The organism is Amycolatopsis sp. NBC_01480 (assembly GCF_036227205.1).
Taxonomy (GTDB): Bacteria; Actinomycetota; Actinomycetes; order Mycobacteriales; family Pseudonocardiaceae; genus Amycolatopsis.
Genome location: NZ_CP109442.1, coordinates 3,551,508 through 3,567,833 on the forward strand (window position 1 = coordinate 3,551,508; position 16,326 = coordinate 3,567,833).

15 protein-coding genes and 2 tRNA genes are annotated in these 16,326 nt (G+C 70.3%); 10 read left to right on the forward strand and 7 right to left on the reverse strand.

Going from position 1 to position 16,326, the window contains the following annotated elements; all coding sequences use genetic code 11:
• The first annotated feature begins 279 nt into the window (after positions 1–279).
• Positions 280–1,386 (forward strand): S1 family peptidase, encoded by a 1,107-nt coding sequence (locus OG371_RS16870; protein ID WP_329070292.1) that lies wholly within the window; start codon positions 280–282, stop codon positions 1,384–1,386.
• Between the two features lie 90 nt (positions 1,387–1,476).
• Here the strand turns inward: OG371_RS16870 and OG371_RS16875 are convergent, their stop codons facing one another.
• Both OG371_RS16875 and OG371_RS16880 read right to left on the reverse strand, forming a co-directional pair.
• On the reverse strand, positions 1,477–1,881 hold the full coding sequence (locus tag OG371_RS16875) for an SsgA family sporulation/cell division regulator (protein WP_329070294.1): 405 nt from the start codon (positions 1,879–1,881) through the stop codon (positions 1,477–1,479).
• A gap of 332 nt (positions 1,882–2,213) precedes the next feature.
• On the reverse strand, positions 2,214–2,684 hold the full coding sequence (locus tag OG371_RS16880; RefSeq protein WP_329070296.1) for an Lrp/AsnC family transcriptional regulator: 471 nt from the start codon (positions 2,682–2,684) through the stop codon (positions 2,214–2,216).
• 215 nt (positions 2,685–2,899) lie between these two features.
• Between OG371_RS16880 and OG371_RS16885 the strand changes: the two genes are divergently transcribed.
• Entirely contained in the window at positions 2,900–3,904 is a 1,005-nt protein-coding gene (locus OG371_RS16885) for a beta-ketoacyl-ACP synthase III (protein WP_329070298.1), read from the forward strand.
• Positions 3,905–3,947: 43 nt separating this feature from the next.
• Here the strand turns inward: OG371_RS16885 and OG371_RS16890 are convergent, their stop codons facing one another.
• Positions 3,948–5,165 (reverse strand): alpha/beta hydrolase family protein, encoded by a 1,218-nt coding sequence (locus OG371_RS16890; protein WP_329070301.1) that lies wholly within the window; start codon positions 5,163–5,165, stop codon positions 3,948–3,950.
• A gap of 102 nt (positions 5,166–5,267) precedes the next feature.
• On the opposite strand from OG371_RS16890, the gene OG371_RS16895 reads away from it, so the two are divergent.
• Positions 5,268–5,867 carry a TetR-like C-terminal domain-containing protein gene (locus OG371_RS16895; RefSeq protein WP_329070303.1) on the forward strand — a complete coding sequence of 200 codons (600 nt, stop codon included), beginning with the start codon at positions 5,268–5,270 and terminating at the stop codon, positions 5,865–5,867.
• Here the strand turns inward: OG371_RS16895 and OG371_RS16900 are convergent.
• Positions 5,821–7,329 carry an adenylate/guanylate cyclase domain-containing protein gene (locus OG371_RS16900; RefSeq protein WP_329070305.1) on the reverse strand — a complete coding sequence of 503 codons (1,509 nt, stop codon included), beginning with the start codon at positions 7,327–7,329 and terminating at the stop codon, positions 5,821–5,823. The genes OG371_RS16895 and OG371_RS16900 overlap by 47 nt on opposite strands.
• Before the next feature lie 81 nt (positions 7,330–7,410).
• Between OG371_RS16900 and OG371_RS16905 the strand changes: the two genes are divergently transcribed.
• Entirely contained in the window at positions 7,411–7,899 is a 489-nt protein-coding gene (locus tag OG371_RS16905) for an FBP domain-containing protein (RefSeq protein ID WP_329070307.1), read from the forward strand.
• A 46-nt stretch (positions 7,900–7,945) separates the two neighbouring features.
• Here OG371_RS16905 and OG371_RS16910 read toward each other — a convergent pair whose 3' ends face one another.
• Positions 7,946–8,758, reverse strand: coding sequence for a class I SAM-dependent methyltransferase (locus OG371_RS16910; protein ID WP_329070309.1), 813 nt, complete (start codon positions 8,756–8,758; stop codon positions 7,946–7,948).
• 53 nt (positions 8,759–8,811) lie between these two features.
• Entirely contained in the window at positions 8,812–9,504 is a 693-nt protein-coding gene (locus tag OG371_RS16915; protein ID WP_329070310.1) for a FadR/GntR family transcriptional regulator, read from the reverse strand.
• Positions 9,505–9,603: 99 nt separating this feature from the next.
• Here OG371_RS16915 and OG371_RS16920 point away from each other — a divergent pair, with 99 nt between their 5' ends.
• Entirely contained in the window at positions 9,604–9,960 is a 357-nt protein-coding gene (locus tag OG371_RS16920; protein WP_329070312.1) for a VOC family protein, read from the forward strand.
• 759 nt (positions 9,961–10,719) lie between these two features.
• Positions 10,720–11,781: a sulfite exporter TauE/SafE family protein gene (locus OG371_RS47415; protein ID WP_442876118.1), complete on the forward strand. Its 1,062-nt coding sequence runs from the start codon at positions 10,720–10,722 to the stop codon at positions 11,779–11,781.
• Positions 11,782–12,320: 539 nt separating this feature from the next.
• On the opposite strand, the gene hisC is transcribed toward OG371_RS47415, so the two are convergent.
• Positions 12,321–13,376 (reverse strand): histidinol-phosphate transaminase, encoded by a 1,056-nt coding sequence (gene hisC / locus OG371_RS16935; RefSeq protein WP_329070314.1) that lies wholly within the window; start codon positions 13,374–13,376, stop codon positions 12,321–12,323.
• Between the two features lie 103 nt (positions 13,377–13,479).
• Here hisC and OG371_RS16940 point away from each other — a divergent pair, with 103 nt between their 5' ends.
• The 4 genes from OG371_RS16940 (at position 13,480) to OG371_RS16955 (ending at position 16,296) form a co-directional block, all read left to right on the forward strand.
• Positions 13,480–14,112: a dienelactone hydrolase family protein gene (locus OG371_RS16940; RefSeq protein ID WP_329070316.1), complete on the forward strand. Its 633-nt coding sequence runs from the start codon at positions 13,480–13,482 to the stop codon at positions 14,110–14,112.
• 190 nt (positions 14,113–14,302) lie between these two features.
• Positions 14,303–16,012 carry a phosphatidylglycerol lysyltransferase domain-containing protein gene (locus OG371_RS16945; protein ID WP_329070319.1) on the forward strand — a complete coding sequence of 570 codons (1,710 nt, stop codon included), beginning with the start codon at positions 14,303–14,305 and terminating at the stop codon, positions 16,010–16,012.
• 79 nt (positions 16,013–16,091) lie between these two features.
• Positions 16,092–16,181, forward strand: a tRNA-Ser gene (locus OG371_RS16950).
• A 41-nt stretch (positions 16,182–16,222) separates the two neighbouring features.
• Positions 16,223–16,296, forward strand: a tRNA-Arg gene (locus OG371_RS16955).
• Positions 16,297–16,326 lie beyond the last annotated feature (30 nt).

Consider the following 16,326-nt stretch of genomic DNA (forward strand, 5'->3'; position numbering starts at 1 on the left):
CCATGAGTGCGAAACTTCGGCCGTTCGACCGGTTCCGGGGCGGTTGCCACTTTCCCGGCTTCGCCGCGGCTACCGAAAGTAGTTGCCGGAATCCCTACTTAAGGACGGTCCCCGGCCCCGGTTGGGACGTCCGGAGCAGGGGATTGGCCCAGTGGGAATGCGTATACCTATCCGCACTGCACCCCTATTGCAGCGGCTTGGGGCGCCAAGCAGGCTCTCCCCTCGGGGAGGGAGCGCCGCGTGGCCGATCCGGTGCCGCGCGTAATCACGAGGAGACCCATGAAGATCATCAGATTCCTCGGTATCGCCGCAGCCGCCGCCGCGACGGCGGGCACGCTGGCCGGGGTCACCACCCCGGCGGCGGGTGCCACCACGTTGCTGAACCCCGACATGGTGCCGGCGATGCAGCGCGACCTGGGGCTGACCCACGACCAGGCGCTGGCGCGGCTGGCGAGCGAGGACGCCGCGACGAAGGTCGGCCAGTCGCTGGAAGCCTCGCTCGGCGACGGCTTCGGCGGGCTGAGCTACGACGCCGCGACGGGCAAGGCCCGGGTGGGCGTCACCAGCCCGGCCTTGGTGGAGCGCGTCCGCGCGGCCGGCGCGGAGGCCCAGGTGGTCCGCTTCAGCGCCCGCCAGCTCGACTCCGCCATCACCAAGCTGAACGCCGGCGAGAAGACGGCGGCGAAGGCGGTCACCAGCTGGGGCATCGACCCGGCCAGCAACCGCGTCACGGTGACTGTCCTCAACGGACAGAAGGCGGCGGCTGAGTCCTTTGTGAACTCGTCCGGTGTGGACGCTGCTTCGGTGCAGTACGTGGAAACCGCGCAGGCGCCGAAGCTGCACTACAACGTGCTCGGCGGGGATGCGTACTACATCGGCAGCTCGGCCCGCTGCTCCGTAGGCTTCTCCGTGAACGGCGGCTTCCTGACCGCCGGCCACTGCGCCGCGCTCACCGGCGGCGGCGCGCTTTCCGGCTACAACCGCGTGGCCATGGGCTCGTTCTCCAGCTACCGGTTCCCGGGCAGCGACTACGCGTTCGCGCGGGTCAACAGCAGCTGGACGCCGGTCGGCCAGATCAACAACGGCACCCGCGTGTCCGGCTCGACGGCCGCCGCCGTGGGCGCGTCGGTCTGCAAGTCCGGCTCCACCACCGGCTGGACCTGCGGCACGATCCGCGCGAAGAACCAGACCGTGCGTTACGCCGAGGGCACCGTCACGGGCATGACCCTGACCAACGCCCACTCCGACTCCGGCGACTCCGGCGGCTCGTTCATCAGCGGCAACCAGGCGCAGGGCCTGCTTTCCGGCGGTGACACCGTGAACACCTACTTCTTCCCGGTGACCACAGCGCTGTCCGCGACCGGCACCACGCTGGTCCGCGGCTGAGGCTTCCCGGCAAAACAGAGAAGGGCGGTTTGAGTGCCTCCAGAGCACTCAAGCCGCCCTTCCCCCACTGTGCCGCGGGATCGGCAGGTCTCACACGTTGCTGATCTCTTCGATCAGCGCGTCGACGTCGAAGCTTTCGCTCTCTTCGCCGAGCGGGACGAGTTCGTAGGAGGAGTCGAGGAACGTCTGGATGTCCTCGCGCTCGAGTTCGAAGGACGCGTACCCGTCGGGCGACTCGATCTCGAGGGTCAGCATCGCCTCGTCCTCGGACAGGTCCGGGCGGACGCGGACGTCGCCGAGGCCCGACGGGTCGTCGAGCCCGGTCACGAGGAGGTCACGTGCGAACGTCCACTCGATCCACCGGCCGCGCTCGGTCCGGAAGGCCACGGTGACCGCGAAGGGCTCGGCGGCGTGGTAGGACAGGCGGGACAGCACCGGCGTGGTGCTCTCGTTCAGCAACACGAACTGGGTCTGGTGTACGGCGTCGGTGTGCACGGCTGCTCCTGGTGTGTTCCTCCGGTGGTTCGCGTCTTGCGAACTGTCGGCAAGGAGATGATCAACCGGGTTCCTCGTGACGCCGGAACTTCGACGTTCACGCGATCGGCTGCATCCGCTCCCCTAGGCGTAACACGGGACACATACCCCTTGCGTTCACCCGGCAACCTTGGGTCACGTTCTTTGGTCCGGAAGGGCAACGGCGGGGAGACTTTTGCGCAGGCAGCCGCATCCTGGCGCTCATCGACGCGGGGTGGCCCGCCGGCGCGGTGCGCGGCCGGTCGGCGAAAACCGGTCCCGGGTGGACCGTCCGAAGTGGATCAGCGGGCGCCTCACGCCAGCGGCAGGGTCAGCCCGACCTTCACCCGGTCCATGGCCACGCTCGTGGTGAAGTGCCGGACGTTCGGGTTGTCGAAGAACATCCGGCGGGTGAAGGCCTCGAAGGCGGTCATGTCGGGGCAGGTGACCACGAGCACGAAGTCGGCCTGCCCGGTGACGTAGTAACACTGCTGCACGTAGTCGTCGGCCTGCACCTGGCGGCGGAAGACGTCGAGCACGCTCAGGGTCTCGCGCTCCATCTCGACCATGACCACAAACGTCATGGACAGGCCGAGCGCCCGCGGGGACAGCACGGCGACCTCCTTCTCGATCACCCCGGACTCGCGCAGCCGCTTGATGCGGCGCTGCACGGCGGCGGCGGAGAGGCCGACCTTCGCGCCGATGACCTCGGCGATCGTGCGCGAGTCGGCCTGCAGGCAGGCGAGGATGGCGAGGTCCAGCCGGTCGAGGTCGGGAGTGAGCACGCCCCAGGCTAACCGGGGGCACCGACAAGATGCCTCGTGTTTACCGACGCTCACCCGCCGTCCTGGGCCGAGTGTGGCCAATACCTCCTATTGAGCGAACCTGGAAGAGGTTTTCCAGTGACCTGGAACACAACTGACCGGTCTACCCAGGGGTAGCCCATACAAGTGGACGCAGCCGGCGGCACCCGCCGACCGTCGGCTGGGAGGGTTCCGCTGTGAGTGTGCAAGGGTTTCCGCCCGGTCGTGCCGCCGTGCTGACGGGACTGGGCGCGGCCTTGCCCGATCGGGTGGTGGACAACCACGAGCTGGCCGGCCGGCTGGACACCTCCGACGAGTGGATCCGCACCCGCACCGGCATTCGCGAGCGCCGGATCGCCGCACCGGGGGAGTCCACTGTGGATCTCGCCGTCGCCGCGGGCCGCCAGGCGCTGGCCGGGACCGGCGCGGGGGCCGACGCCGTGGTGCTCGCGACCTCGACCGCCGACCAGCTCTGCCCCGCCAGCGCGCCCCAGGTGGCCGCGCGGCTCGGGCTCGGGACCGCCGCGGCGTTCGACGTGAACGCCGTGTGCAGCGGCTTCATCTACGCCCTCGCCACCGCGCAGGGCCTCATTGCGGGCGGCATAGCGAAGCGGGTGCTCGTGATCGGCGCCGACGTCTTCACCTCGCTGCTCGACCCCGAGGACCGCACCACCGTGCCGATCTTCGGCGACGGCGCCGGGGCGGTCGTGCTGCGCGGCGGCGACGCCGAGGAGCCCGGCGCGCTCGGCCCGTTCGACCTGCACAGCGAGGGCGAGCTGGCCGACCTGCTGTGGGTCGAGGCGGGCGGCTCGCGCCACCGGTTCTCCGACGACCCGCGCGACCACTACCTCAAGATGCAGGGCACGGCCGTCTTCCGGCACGCCTGCGCGCGCATGGCCGAGTCCTCCCGCGCGGTGCTGGACCAGGCCGGCTGGATGGTCGGCGACGTCGACCGGTTCGTCGGGCACCAGGCCAACATCCGCATCCTCCAGGCCGCCGCCAAGCACCTCGGCCTGCCCGCCGACGCGGTCGTGGCCAACATCGACCGGGTCGGCAACACCAGCGCCGCGTCGATCCCGCTGGCCCTCGCCGACGCGGCCGCCGACGCCACGATCGTGCCCGGCCACCGCGTGGTCCTGACCGCGTTCGGCGCGGGGCTCACTTGGGGGTCGACGTTGCTGACCTGGCCGGACGTCCTCTAGCGGGCTCGTGAGTGTTCATGCCGGTTAGAACCGTCATAGGCACTCACGAGTCCTGGTGCGCGGCGGCCAAGGTGTCGTCCAGCCAGTCGAACATCGTCTGGTGGGCCCGGGACATCGCGCCCATGTGGCAGTGCTCGCCCGCGCCCTCGGCCTCGGTCAGGGAGACCAGCGTGGTGTCCGCGTTGACCAGCGCGGCCTTGACCTCCTGCGGCTGGCCCTTGAAGAACTGGTCGTTCTCCGCGTCCATGATCAGCGTCGGCGCGGTGATGCGGTCCGCGATGCCGGTGAGGGTGTAGTCGCGGCTGCGGCGGACCAGCGCGGCGGCCGAGTTCACGCCGAGGGTCCACTTGCCGTTGTTCAGCGCCCAGCGGACCTGCGTGACCTGGCTCGCGATCAGGTCCATCACGGGGTTGGCCACGTCGTCGCGCTCCTCGTCGATCCAGCTGGTCAGCATGGGCGGCAGGCTGTGGTCGAAGGCCGAGTGGAAGTCGTACACACCGCCGTCGAGGATCAGCGCCGCGATCCGGGGCTCGAACGCGGCCGCGCGGGCCACGAGATAGCCGCCGAGGCTGTAGCCGAACACGGCGATCCGGTTGTCGTCGACCTCCGGACGGCTCACCGCGTAGTCGATGACCGGCGTGATCACGGCCTCCCAGTCCGGCCGGAAGACGAGCTGCTGACGGCGTAGCGCCGCGCCCTGGCCGGGGCCGTCGAAGGCCAGCACGTTGTACCCGCGACGCAGGGCCGCCGCGGCCAGCGCGAAGTACGACTCTTCCAGCGTGGAGTCGTAACCGCTGTTGTAGACGACGGTGGGCCGGGGCGCGCCGGAGCCGTCGACCAGGTAGAGGTAACCGGGCAGTGTGGTGTCCTCGTAGGGGATTTCCACCGCCTCGATCGGGGTGTCCAGCAACGCCGCCGCGTCCGCGAACGTGTCGCGGGACCGGGCGGACAGCTCAGTGACCTCCGGGTCCGTCGCCGGGTGCTCGCGCAGGTAGAACTCGGCCGTCCGGTAGTAGTTCGACGCGCGAAGCAGCGCCTCGCGCGCGCTCACCTCGTGCCCGGCGGCCAGCGCCGTCCGGCCGAGGCCCTCGACTCGTTCTGCCGTCGCCTTCCATTCGGCGTGCCAGGCGGCCTCGTCGCCGTCGCCGATCTTGGCCGCGGTGACCAGCACTTCGCCCAGCTCAGCGCCGTCGTATGCGGCGAAGCCGGCGGCACGCAGCGTCTCGAACGAGAACGACTCGTCGTCGAACAGGAACTTCACGATGACCTCCGATTGACCGAGACGGATCCGTTCCGTCTCGGTCAATCAGAGCACAGGTTTCACCGAGACGCAAGCGTTCCGTTCGGGTGTTAGAGTCCCGGCATGGCTGCAGAGACCCGCGGTGGTTCGGAGTTGCGCGACGACGTGACCGAGTCCCTCGCCACCGCTTTCTTCGAGGAGCTCGCCGCGGTCGGCTACGGCAGGCTGTCGCTGGAAGCCGTGGCCAAGCGGGCCGGCGCGGGCAAGGCGGCGATCTACCGGCGCTGGCCGTCCAAACGGGACATGACGGTGGCGCTGCTGTCCCGGGTCGCGATCACGGCGATCGCCCCCGCGGACACCGGGACGCTGCGCGGCGACCTGGAGCACTACCTCCACGACGCCGTCCGCGCGCTGACCCACCCGCTGGCCTCGCGGATCATGCCCGACCTGATGGCCGAGGCGACTCGTGACCCGGAACTCGCGAAGGAGCTGATGGACAGCGTCCGGGGGCCCCGGCGCGAGAACGCCACGCAGATCCTGCGCGCCGCGATCGACCGCGGTGAGATACCCGCCGACGCGGACTTGGAGCTGAGCCTCGACTTCCTCGCGGGGCCGCTCTACTGGCGGCTGGCCGTCACGAACCTGCCGGTGTCCGAGGACTACCTCAACCGCCTGGTCACCCAGCTGATCCGGTTGCTGGCGCTCCCCGGTCCGTCCACGTGACGGTGGCCTGCTCGCGCCCGCGCAGCAGCAGCTCGCCGTGCACGGACCAGTGCTCCCGCTCCCCGCCGAGGGCCGCCTTGATCGTCTCCTCGCTTGCCAGAATGCGTGAGGGCGCGGACTTCGCGTGCTCGGTCAGCCGCGCGGCCTCGTTCACCGCGTCGCCGATCACCGTGTACTCCAGCCGGCTCGACGTGCCCAGCTGACCCGCGAAAACCGGCCCGGACGCGACGCCGATGCCCAGGTCCAGCTCGCCGTCCGAGAGCACCGCGTCGCGGATCGCGCGCGCGGCGGCCAGCGCCATGGTGGGCCCGTCGGACAGCCGCGTCGGCGCGCCGAAGACGCACAGCGCGGCGTCACCCTGGAACTTGTTGACCAGCCCGCCGCGAGCGTCCACAGCGGACACCACGCTGGCGAAGAACCGGTTCAGCTTGGCCACCAGCTCCTGCGGCGGCGTGCGCTGCGCCAGCGCGGTGGAATCGACGACGTCGACGAACAGGGCCGTCACCTCGCGCACGTCCCCGGACAGCGAAGCGCCGTACTCCAGCGCGTGCCGGGCCACGTCCGCGCCCACGTGCCGGCCGAACAGGTCCCGCATCCGCTCCTGCTCGCGCAGACCGGACGCCAGGTCGTTGACCGACGTCTGGAGCCTGCCGATCTCGCTGGAGTCGTCGACGTCCACCGTGACGTCGGTGGAGCCGCGCGCGATCCGGTCCAGCGCGACGCGCAGCCGGTGCAGCGGCGCCGCGACGGCTCGGGCCAGCAGCGCCGTGCCGATCGCGCCGGTGGCCAGGCCGATCACGGACAGCGTGATCAGGCTCGCCGTCGGGTTCGCGTGGCCGAGATCGGGCGGCGTGGCGACCAGGAGCACGCCGACCAGCGGGACGCCGCTGGCCAGCGCCCAGGTGACGACCAGCCTGGTCAGCACGGTCACCGGCAGCGAACCCTGCGGTGGCGTCACGTCGAGCGCCATGGTCATCACCGGCCGCGCCACCCACTCCGCGGCGAGGTAGGTGAGGCCGACGGTGGTCAGCCCGCCGAGCCCGATCGTCAGCGCCATGCCGGACGCGTCCGCGAACGAGCCGAGCCAGCCGGCCAGCCCGCCGAGGATGAGCGCCCCGATCAGCCACAGGGTGCCGCTGACCACGGCCATGTCCACCGGCAGCCGCAGCGCCCGCTGGGCCTCGGCCTCCGTCGGCGGCCGGCCGATCGTGAACCAGACGACCGTGCGGCGTTGCAGGTAGGCGGTCCAGACGGTGCCCACGACGAGGCTCACGGCGACGATCCCGCCCGCGGTCAGCCCGAAGACCCAGGCGCGGTCCCCGGCGTCGCCCGGCAGGCCCTGCAGGGCCAGCAGCAACGCCACCACGGCGGACCCGGCGATGCTCGAGCCGAGGCCCAGCGCGGCGAAGCCCAGGCTGGTGCGCAGAACCAGCCGGAACCGACCCGCCGTCTTCCTGCGCACGCCGCCGATCGTATGGGCTGGCCGCCGCGGCGGCGAGAAAAGGCGTGGTCCGCGTTGTCACCGCTGGTTACGGTGACGGGTATGCAGCCGCTCGACCCGGACGAGATCCGTGCCTCATTCGTCAACTGCTCCCGCGGCGAAGCCAAGTCCGTGACGGTCCCCGGCGACGTGCCCTGGGCCGACCGCGACTTCCTCGGCTGGCGTGACCCGAAGGCGCCGGCGCGCGCCTACCTGGTGCTGCCGTACGAAGGCGAGGTCGTCGGCCTGGCCTTGCGCGCGGCACCGCCCGCGCGCTCGCGGGTGCGCAGCAACATGTGCGCCTTCTGCTCCACCACCCACTCGGTCTCCGACATCACGCTGTTTTCCGGCCGCCGCGCGGGCAAACTCGGCCGTGAGGGCAACACACTCGGCACGTACGCCTGCTCGAACCTCGCCTGCAGCCGTTACCTGCGCGGGGAGATCCGGCCGGACATCCCGCAGCCGCACGAGTCGCTTTCGCTCGAGGAGCGCATCGCGCGGCTGGAGGACAAGGTGCACCGGTTCGTGGCGCGGGTGCTCGAAACCTCGTGAGTGTTTATGCCGGTTCTAACCGTCATAAACACTCACGAGTCCTTCGCTAGAACTCCCAGCGCGCGATGCGGCCCATCCGCCGCACGGCCGGGATCAGGCTGGTCACTCGCAGGGCCAGCTTGGACCCCCCGGGCAACCGCGCGAAGGTCTCCCTGGAAGCCCACTCGCTAGCGTCCAAAGAGGACACCAGGCGGACGCCGTACCGCTCCAGCTCGTGCGGGTCGTCGATGCCCCAGTGCAGCGTCGCTTTTGCGCGCCGCACCACCGGGTTCAGCTTCTGCGCCTTGATGCCCAGCGTGCTGAAGACGTCGAAGACGAGCTGCCCCGCGGGGAACTTGCCGACGATCCGCCGTACCAGCTCCGCGCCGTCGGCCGGGGCCAGGTACATCGTCAGGCCCTCGGCGACGACCAGCGCCGGCCGGTCCGACGGAACCTGGTCCAGCCAGGCGAAATCCGTCACCGAAGAGCCGATCGCGGTGCGGTTTTCGTGCGTCGGGTAGATCTCGCGGCGAAGGGCGACCACCTCGGGGTAGTCGACGTCGAACCAGTCGACGGTCGGGGGCGGGTCCAGCCGGTCCGCGCGGGTGTCCATGCCGCAGCCGAGGTGCAGCACGATCGCGTCCGGGTGCGTGCTCAGGTACTCGGCGGCCAGGTCGTCGATCGCCCTGGCGCGGATCGCCACGGAGACCGAGGAATCCCTGGTGACGCCCAGCTTCGTGAAGTCGTAGTCGATGCGCCGGACCGCGTCGTCGGCGGCGGTGTCGCCGAGCACGGGCTGGTCGCGGCGGGCGTCGAGGGCGCGGCCGTAGAGCGTGGCCAGCATGGTGGCCTTTTCCTCGGTGAAGTGGACTTGCGCCACGGTTCGCCCCCAGGGATCACAGTTTTCAGAACTTTGTGAAAACTGTACTCCGGTCAAGAGTTGGCCGCGTAGTCGTGCGCGTAGGTTTTCGCGTCCAGCAGGTGCTTCAGCGTGATTTCGCGCGCCGCGGCCGCGTCCGAGCGGCGGACGGCCTCCAGGATCGCGCGGTGCTCGTCGACGGCCTTGCGGATCTGGCCGGGCAGCCGGAGCGCCGCGCGGCGCTCCTCGCCGACCAGCGCGAGCACGGACCGCAGCAGGTCGGCGACGTCGTCGTTGCCCGCGTTGCCGGCGATCACCCGGTGGAACTCGGCGTCGGTGGCGATCACCCGGAGCATGTCGCCGGCCGTGGCCGCGGCCTCCATCTCGGCCACATTGTCGGCCAGCCGCTGCACGATCCGCGGCGAATGGTGCGTCGCGAGCCGCTCGGCCAGCGTCGGCTCGACGGTCGCGCGCAGGTCGAACAGCTTCTCCACCAGCTGCTCGTGCTCGGAAAACCAGCTGCTCAACGGCCCGTCGGCGCTCTTCTGCTCGCGGACGTAGGTGCCCGAGCCCGCGCGGATCTGCACGTAGCCGATGGAATCCAGCACCCGCAACGCCTGCCGCAACGACCCGCGGCTGATGCCGAGCTGCTCGCACAGGGCGCGTTCGGCGGGCAGGCGGGAGCCGGGCGCGAGCTCACCGGTGTCGATCATCGTGCGCAGATGGTCGACGGTGGCGCTCCAGACCTGTTCGGATTCGTGGGCCACCCGCCCATCCTGTCAGGCCGGGGTCGGCTGCGCGTGGTGCCGAAAATGTCGGTGGTGCGTGTCACGATGATCTCCTCGACAACATGGGGGAGGGACCCGATGCCCGCGAAGTTCAAAGACCTGGCGATCGACGCCCGCGACCACCAGGCACTCGCCGACTGGTGGTGCTCGGCGTTCGGCTACGTCCGCCGCGACTCCCTGACCGGCGACGAACGGCCTGTGGACTGGCCGGTGCCGATCGTCGACCCGACGGGGGCGGCGCCGCTGTTCTGGGTGTGCCCGGTGCCGGAGGAGAAGACCGTCAAGAACCGCATGCACCTTGATGTTTGGGGCAATCCGGACGAACTGGTGGCTGCTGGTGCGACGCTGATTCGCGCCAAGGGGGGTGACATCGAGTGGCACGTGCTCACTGACCCGGAGGGGAACGAGTTCTGCGTGTTCGAACCGCGGGAGTGACGGGGTTCGGGTTGGGTCGGGCTGGTGGGGGTTGGTGACTTCAGCCCGGCTGGGCCGGGCGACTTGGGGTGACCGGCCTTCGGCCCGGCTGGGCCGGGCTGGTGGGGGTTCGTGACTTCAACTGGGCCGGGCGAGTTGGGGTGACTGGCCTCGGCTGGCTTGAGCTGGTGCGGTGGCTGGCCTTCGGCTGCGGCGGCTTGGGGCGACTGGCGTCAGCTGGCTTGGGTTGATGAGGTTGCCGGGCTTTGGTTGTGCTCGGCTGCTGGGGTGACTGGCTTGGGCTGGTGGCGGTGGCGGGGCTTCGGTTGTGCTCGGCTGCGGGGTGACTGGCGTCGGCTGGCTTGGGTTGATGAGGTGACTGGCCTCGCCTGGGTCGAGCCGACTGGCTTCGGCCGGGTCGGGCCTCGGCCCGGCCCGGCCGGGCCGGGCCGAGGGTGGTGAGTGGCTTCGGCTGACTTGGGCCGTGTGGCGGCAGGGCTTCGACTGGCTCGGGCTGGTGAGGTGACCAGCTTCGGCCGGGTCGCGCTGCGGAGTGGCTGGTTCGGCCGGGTTGAGCCGCCGGGCCAGTGGCCTCGGCTGGGTCGAGCCGCCTGGGCGGGCAGCTTTCGGGCGCTGGTGGCCGAGGGCGATGGAGCTGCGGAGCGAGTGACTTCGGCGGCGTTCGAAGCACGCCGGTGAGTGAGACTGGGCGTGTTCGTCCAGACACATCTGCGTCGCGGTGGCGGGCTGGGGTGCCTATCGTCCCGGGGTGAGCGCTTTATGACGTGGTGGCACGCGGTGATCATTTTCGTCGCGGGAGTCTGGGCGGGCAGCATCAACGCCGTCGTGGGGTCCGGGACGCTGGTGACCTTCCCGGTGCTTGTCGCGCTGGGGTACTCGCCGCTGACGGCGACCACGTCGAACGCCGTCGGCCTCGCGCCCGGGACGATCAGCGGCGCGTACGGCTACCGCCACGAACTCACCGGCTACTGGCCACAAGTGATCCGCTTCGCGGTGGCGTCGTTCTTCGGCGCGATCTGCGGCACGGTGCTTCTGCTGACCCTGCCGAAGGACGCGTTCGAGACGATCGTGCCGGTGCTGGTCGGGCTGGCCGTCGTGCTGGTCATCGTGCAGCCCCGGATGTCGAAGTGGATCCAGAAACGCCGCGAGGCCAACGCCAACGCCGAGACGGTCGCCGGTGGCGCAGAGACCGCCGGTGCTGACGCTGACTCCGGTGCCGCCGGTTCGGGTGGCACAGGCGCTGCCGGTGGGAGCGCTGGCCCCGGCGGCGCAAATGCCGCTGGTACCGATGCCGCTGGCTCCGGTGGCGCAGGTGCCGCTGGCGGGAACGCCGCAGCAAGCGCCGGTGCCGCTGGCTCAGACAATGTTGGCGCCAAAGGCGCGGTTGACCTGAGCGGCAACTCGGTCGCGGCGTCGGCTGGGAGTGGGGCGCGCGGGGTCACCGCGACGGTGAGCGGTGCCGCGCATCGTGGCGGTCCGTTGCTGATGGGGCTGTTGTTCCTGATCGGCATCTACGGCGGGTACTTCACCGCCGCGCAGGGCGTGATGATGATGGCCGTGATGGGAATGCTGCTGACGGAACCGATGCAGCGCCTGAACGGGGTCAAGAACTCGCTCTCGGCCGTCATCAACGTCGTCGCCGGGCTGATCTACGCGATCGTCGCCCCGGTGAGCTGGCCGGTGATCGGGCTGCTGGCCGTCGGGTCGACCATCGGCGGCCAGCTGGGTGCGAAGATCGGCCGCCGCCTATCGCCGACGGTGCTGCGCGGGGTGATCGTGGTGATCGGGATCGCTGCTGTGGTCCAGCTTCTTCTGAAGTAGCACCGTTCCCGGCAGGCCCGGCAGGCCCGGCAGGCCCGGCAGGCCCGGCAGGCCCGGCAGGCCCGGCAGGCCCGGCAGGCCCGGCAGGCCCGGCAGGCCCGGCAGGCCCGGCAGGCCCGGCAGGCCCGGCAGGCCCGGCAGGCCCGGCAGGCCAGACCAACTTGCTTCGCCTGGCCAACTCGCCCGGCCAACCTGCTCAACCAACCCGCCCGGCTGGCTCAATCCGGCCAGCTCGCCGAACCCGGCCGGTCAGCCCGGGGCCCGCGCAGTCCAACCAATCTGCTCGGCTCGGCCGGTCGGCCCTGGCCAACCCGCTCAACCAACTCCGCCAGCCCGGCCTAACCCAGCCAGCCCGCCTAACCCGGCAGCCCGGCCCCACCCGGTTCGCCTAATCCGGCCGCCCGGCCAGCTCAACCCGGCCAGCTCGCCCGGCCGACCCCGCCCGGCTCGCCTAACCCAACCAACCCTGCTCGGCCGGTCAACCCAACCAACCTGCCCAGCCGGCTGATCCGCTCAACCCGCCGAGCCGGAAACCCCAGTCAGGAAAGGAATTCGCGAGCCGCGGCCAAGAACAGGTCGTTCTCCTCAGGGGTGCCGATCGTGACGCGCGCGCCGTCGCCGGGGAAGGGGCGGACGATGAGTTTGCGGTCGAGCATGTGCTCGGAGAAGGCGACCGTGCGGTCGGCGAGGGGGAACCAGACGAAGTTGGCCTGCGTGGGCGGGATGTCGTAACCCATGCCCAGCAACGAGTTTCGCACGCGTTCGCGCTCGGTGATGATTTCCTGGCAGCGCTCGAGCAACTCGTCAGCGGCATCTAGGGACGCGATGGCAGCGACCTGCGCGATGGCGTTCACCGAGAAGGCCACGTAGACCTGTCGCAGGGCTTCGGCGATCGGGGCGGACGCGACGGCGTAACCGATGCGGAGGCCGGCGAGGCCGTACGCCTTCGAGAAAGTCCGCAGCACAGCCACGTTGTCGTACGTGCGCGTGAACTCGACGCCGTCCGGCACCTCGGTGTCGGTGACGAATTCCTTGTACGCCTCGTCCAGCACCACGAGCACGTGCTCGGGCACGGCCTCGATGAAGCGCTGGATCTCGTCGCGGTGCAGCACGGTGCCGGTGGGATTGTTGGGATTGCAGACGAAGATCAGCTTCGTCCGGTCCGTGATCGCGGCCAGCATCGCGTCGAGATCAAGGCCGTATCCGTCGGTCAGCGGGATTTTCACGCCGACCGCGTGCGCCACCTGCGTGACGATCGGGTACGCCTCGAAGGAGCGCCACGCGAACATCGCCTCGTCGCCCGGCCCGCAGACGGCCTGGATCAGCTGCTGGCACAGGGAAACCGAGCCGCAGCCGACGGCGAGACGGTCGATCGGCACGTCCAGGTCCGTCGCGAGCCGCTCGCGCAGAGCCTGCGAACCGCTGTCCGGATACCGGTTGACGTCGCCCATCGCTTCGGTGATCGCGGCCCGCACGCTGGGCAGCGGGCCGCCGGGGACCTCGTTGCTCGCCAGCTTGATCGCACCGACGATCGTCCGGCCGGGGACGTACTTGGGCAACGATTCGAGATCCGGGCGGGGGGCGAGGGACGGCATCGTCGGTTCTCCTCGGTTCTGGCGGACAACTTCGCCACCGTATCTCGCCGCGGCCGATCCAGAAAGGTTCCCAACGTTCACCTGGAGGTGATTGAGTGAGGTGATGACGTCGACGAGCACCGTGGATTACCAGCGTACCGACGGCCGCACGCTGCGCCTGACGTTCGCGGAGCCCGAGCGCGCCCTGCGCGGCGGCCTCGTTGTCCTGCACGAAGGCAACGGCGTCACCGACGGCGTGCTGCTGCTCGTCGCGAGCCTCGCCGGCGAAGGCTGGCTCACCGTCACGCCGCACATCGACGGCAGCGAAGGACTGACACAGCAGGATCTCCTCGACGCGACCGACATCACACTCGAATGGCTGCTCGAACGCGGCGTCGAGGCGGACCTTCGCGGCGTCGTCGGGTTCGATCTCGGCGGGACGGCGGCGCTGCTCGTCGCTTCGCATCGACGACTCGGGGCGGCGGTGAGCGTCGGCGGGCAGCGCGTCACGGAGCTACCGCGGCTGCTGGAGATCGCCGGTCACGTCACGAGCCCGTGGCTCGGCATGTACGGCGACGCCGGTGACGAAGCGGGCGGCGCCGAGGTCGAGCAGCTGCGCGATGCCGCGGCGTCGGCGAAAGTTGCCACCAACGTCGTCCGCTATGCGGGCGCGAACCACCGCTTCGACGCCGACCCCGGCGCGGCGGAAGAGGCCTGGCAGCGCACCCTCGACTGGTTCGATGCCCACCTGCGCTGAGGCCCGTCACCCCAGCACTCCGCCGACCCGGCGAACGCACTTCTGTGACATGTACCTGATCGGACCGCCGTGGCGGCCCCCGTTCCCCGTACGTTGAACGATAAGAAAGTGTGAGGTACCGGTGAAGAAGTTACTCTGGGGGGAGTGACGAAGACGGGGGAAGCATGGCTCGGCCGTACGTGTTGCAAGCGTGGTGACGGGGACACGCGCGCAGCACACCTGGCAGGTGGCAGGGGTCACGTCCGTCGTCGCGATCACGTGGGTGACCAGGCTGACCGGCCTGCTCACGATCGTCTCCGTGGTGGTGCCCTCGGGCCGTAACCTGCGCGGGCACCTGGCCGAATGGCTGGAGCTGCCGCAGGAGGCGACGGTGGCGGCGGCGACCGTCGCGATCGTCACCGGGGTGCTGCTGATCCTGCTCGCCGCCGGCCTGCGTCGGCGCAAGCGCCGCGCGTGGCAGCTGGCCGTGGGCTTCGCGGTGCTGCTGACCCTTTCGCACCTGGGGCTCAAGCACGTTTTCGGCGTCGGTGTGGTGTCCGTGGTCCTGCTCGCCGGGCTGATCGCCACGCGCCGTTACTTCGTCGCGGAGCCGGACCCGACCACGGGCCGCTGGCGCGCCGTGCGGGTGTTCGTGCAGCTGCTGCTGGCGGGGTTCGTGATCAACGTCCTGCTGCTTTCGGTGGCGTCGGGCAAGATGCTCGACCCGCTGGGCTTCCCGGACCGGCTCGCGCAGTCGGGGCTGGCGCTGGTGGGCGTGAGCGGGCCCGCGGTGTTCCACGGGCTGTGGCTGGAGGACCTCTCGGCGGCCATCGGGCTGCTGTTCAGCATCGCGGCGGTGCTGGTTTCGGCGTACTTCCTGCTGCGTTCCGCGGAGCCGGCGCCGCGCCTGTCCGACGACGAGCTGGCGCGGCTGCAGGCGTTGCTGCAGGAGCACGGCGAGCGCGACTCACTGGGCTACTTCGCGTTGCGGCGGGACAAGTTCGCGGTGTTCTCGAAGTCGGGCAAGGCGGCCGTGACCTACCGCGTGATCGCGGGCGTCGCGCTGACCTCGGCCGATCCGCTGGGCGATCACGAGGCGTGGCCGGGCGCGATCGAGGAGTACCTGGAGATCTGCAAGCGCAACGCCTGGGTGCCGGCCGCGATGGGCGCGTCCGAACTGGGCGCGACGGTGTGGGCGCGCTACGGCCTCGAGGTGCTGGAAATCGGCGACGAGGCCGTGGTCGACGCCGCGGACTTCACCCTGGACGGCCGGATCATGCGCGGCGTCCGGCAGGCGGCGTCGCGGACCAAGCGCGCGGGGTACAAGGTGCTGGTGCGCCGGAGCGAGGACCTGCGCCCCGGCGAGCTGGACGAGCTGGTGCTGCTGGCCGCGAACTGGCGCGGCACGGAGACCGAGCGCGGCTTTTCGATGGCGCTGGGCCGCATGGGCGACCCCGGCTCGGTGATCGTGACGGCCGAGCAGGGCGGGCGCGTGCGCGGGGTGCTGCAGTTCGTGCCGTGGGGCGCCCACGGCCTCTCGCTGGACGTCATGCGCCGCGACCGCACGGCCGACAACGGCGTGAACGAGCTGATGATCTCCGAGCTGCTGCTCTACTCGCGTGAGCACGGCATCACGCAGGTGTCGCTGAACTTCGCGGCGTTCCGCTCCCTGATGGAGCAGGGCCAGCGCATCGGCGCCGGCCCGGTCGCGCGCATCTCGGCGAAGGTCCTGCACTTCTTCTCGCGCTGGATCCAGATCGAGAGCCTGTACCGGTTCAACGCCAAGTTCCAGCCGCGCTGGGTGCCGCGTTACCTGGTGTACCCCGGCGTCCGGGAACTCCCGCGCGTCGGCATCGCCACCTTCGAAGCCGAGGGCCTCGGCGGCCGTTCGCCCTGGCTGCGGCACCTGCTGCGCCGGTGATCCACCACGTGCGGGGGGGTGCCTACGGTGGGGTTACGGGGGGTGTGTAACCTATCTGGGCAGTGGTCGTTTCGGCCCAGGAGGCTTCGCCTAGTCTGGTCTATGGCGCCGCACTGCTAATGCGGTTGGGGGTAACCCCCCCTCCCGGGTTCAAATCCCGGAGCCTCCGCTGGTGCCTGTTTCGGCAGGTGCTAGATTACAACTGAACACGCGCCCGTAGCTCAGCTGGATAGAGCATCTGACTACGGATCAGAAGGTCAGGGGTTCGAATCCCTTCGGGCGCACGTCTGGTTGAGACAGCAAGACGCAGGCCC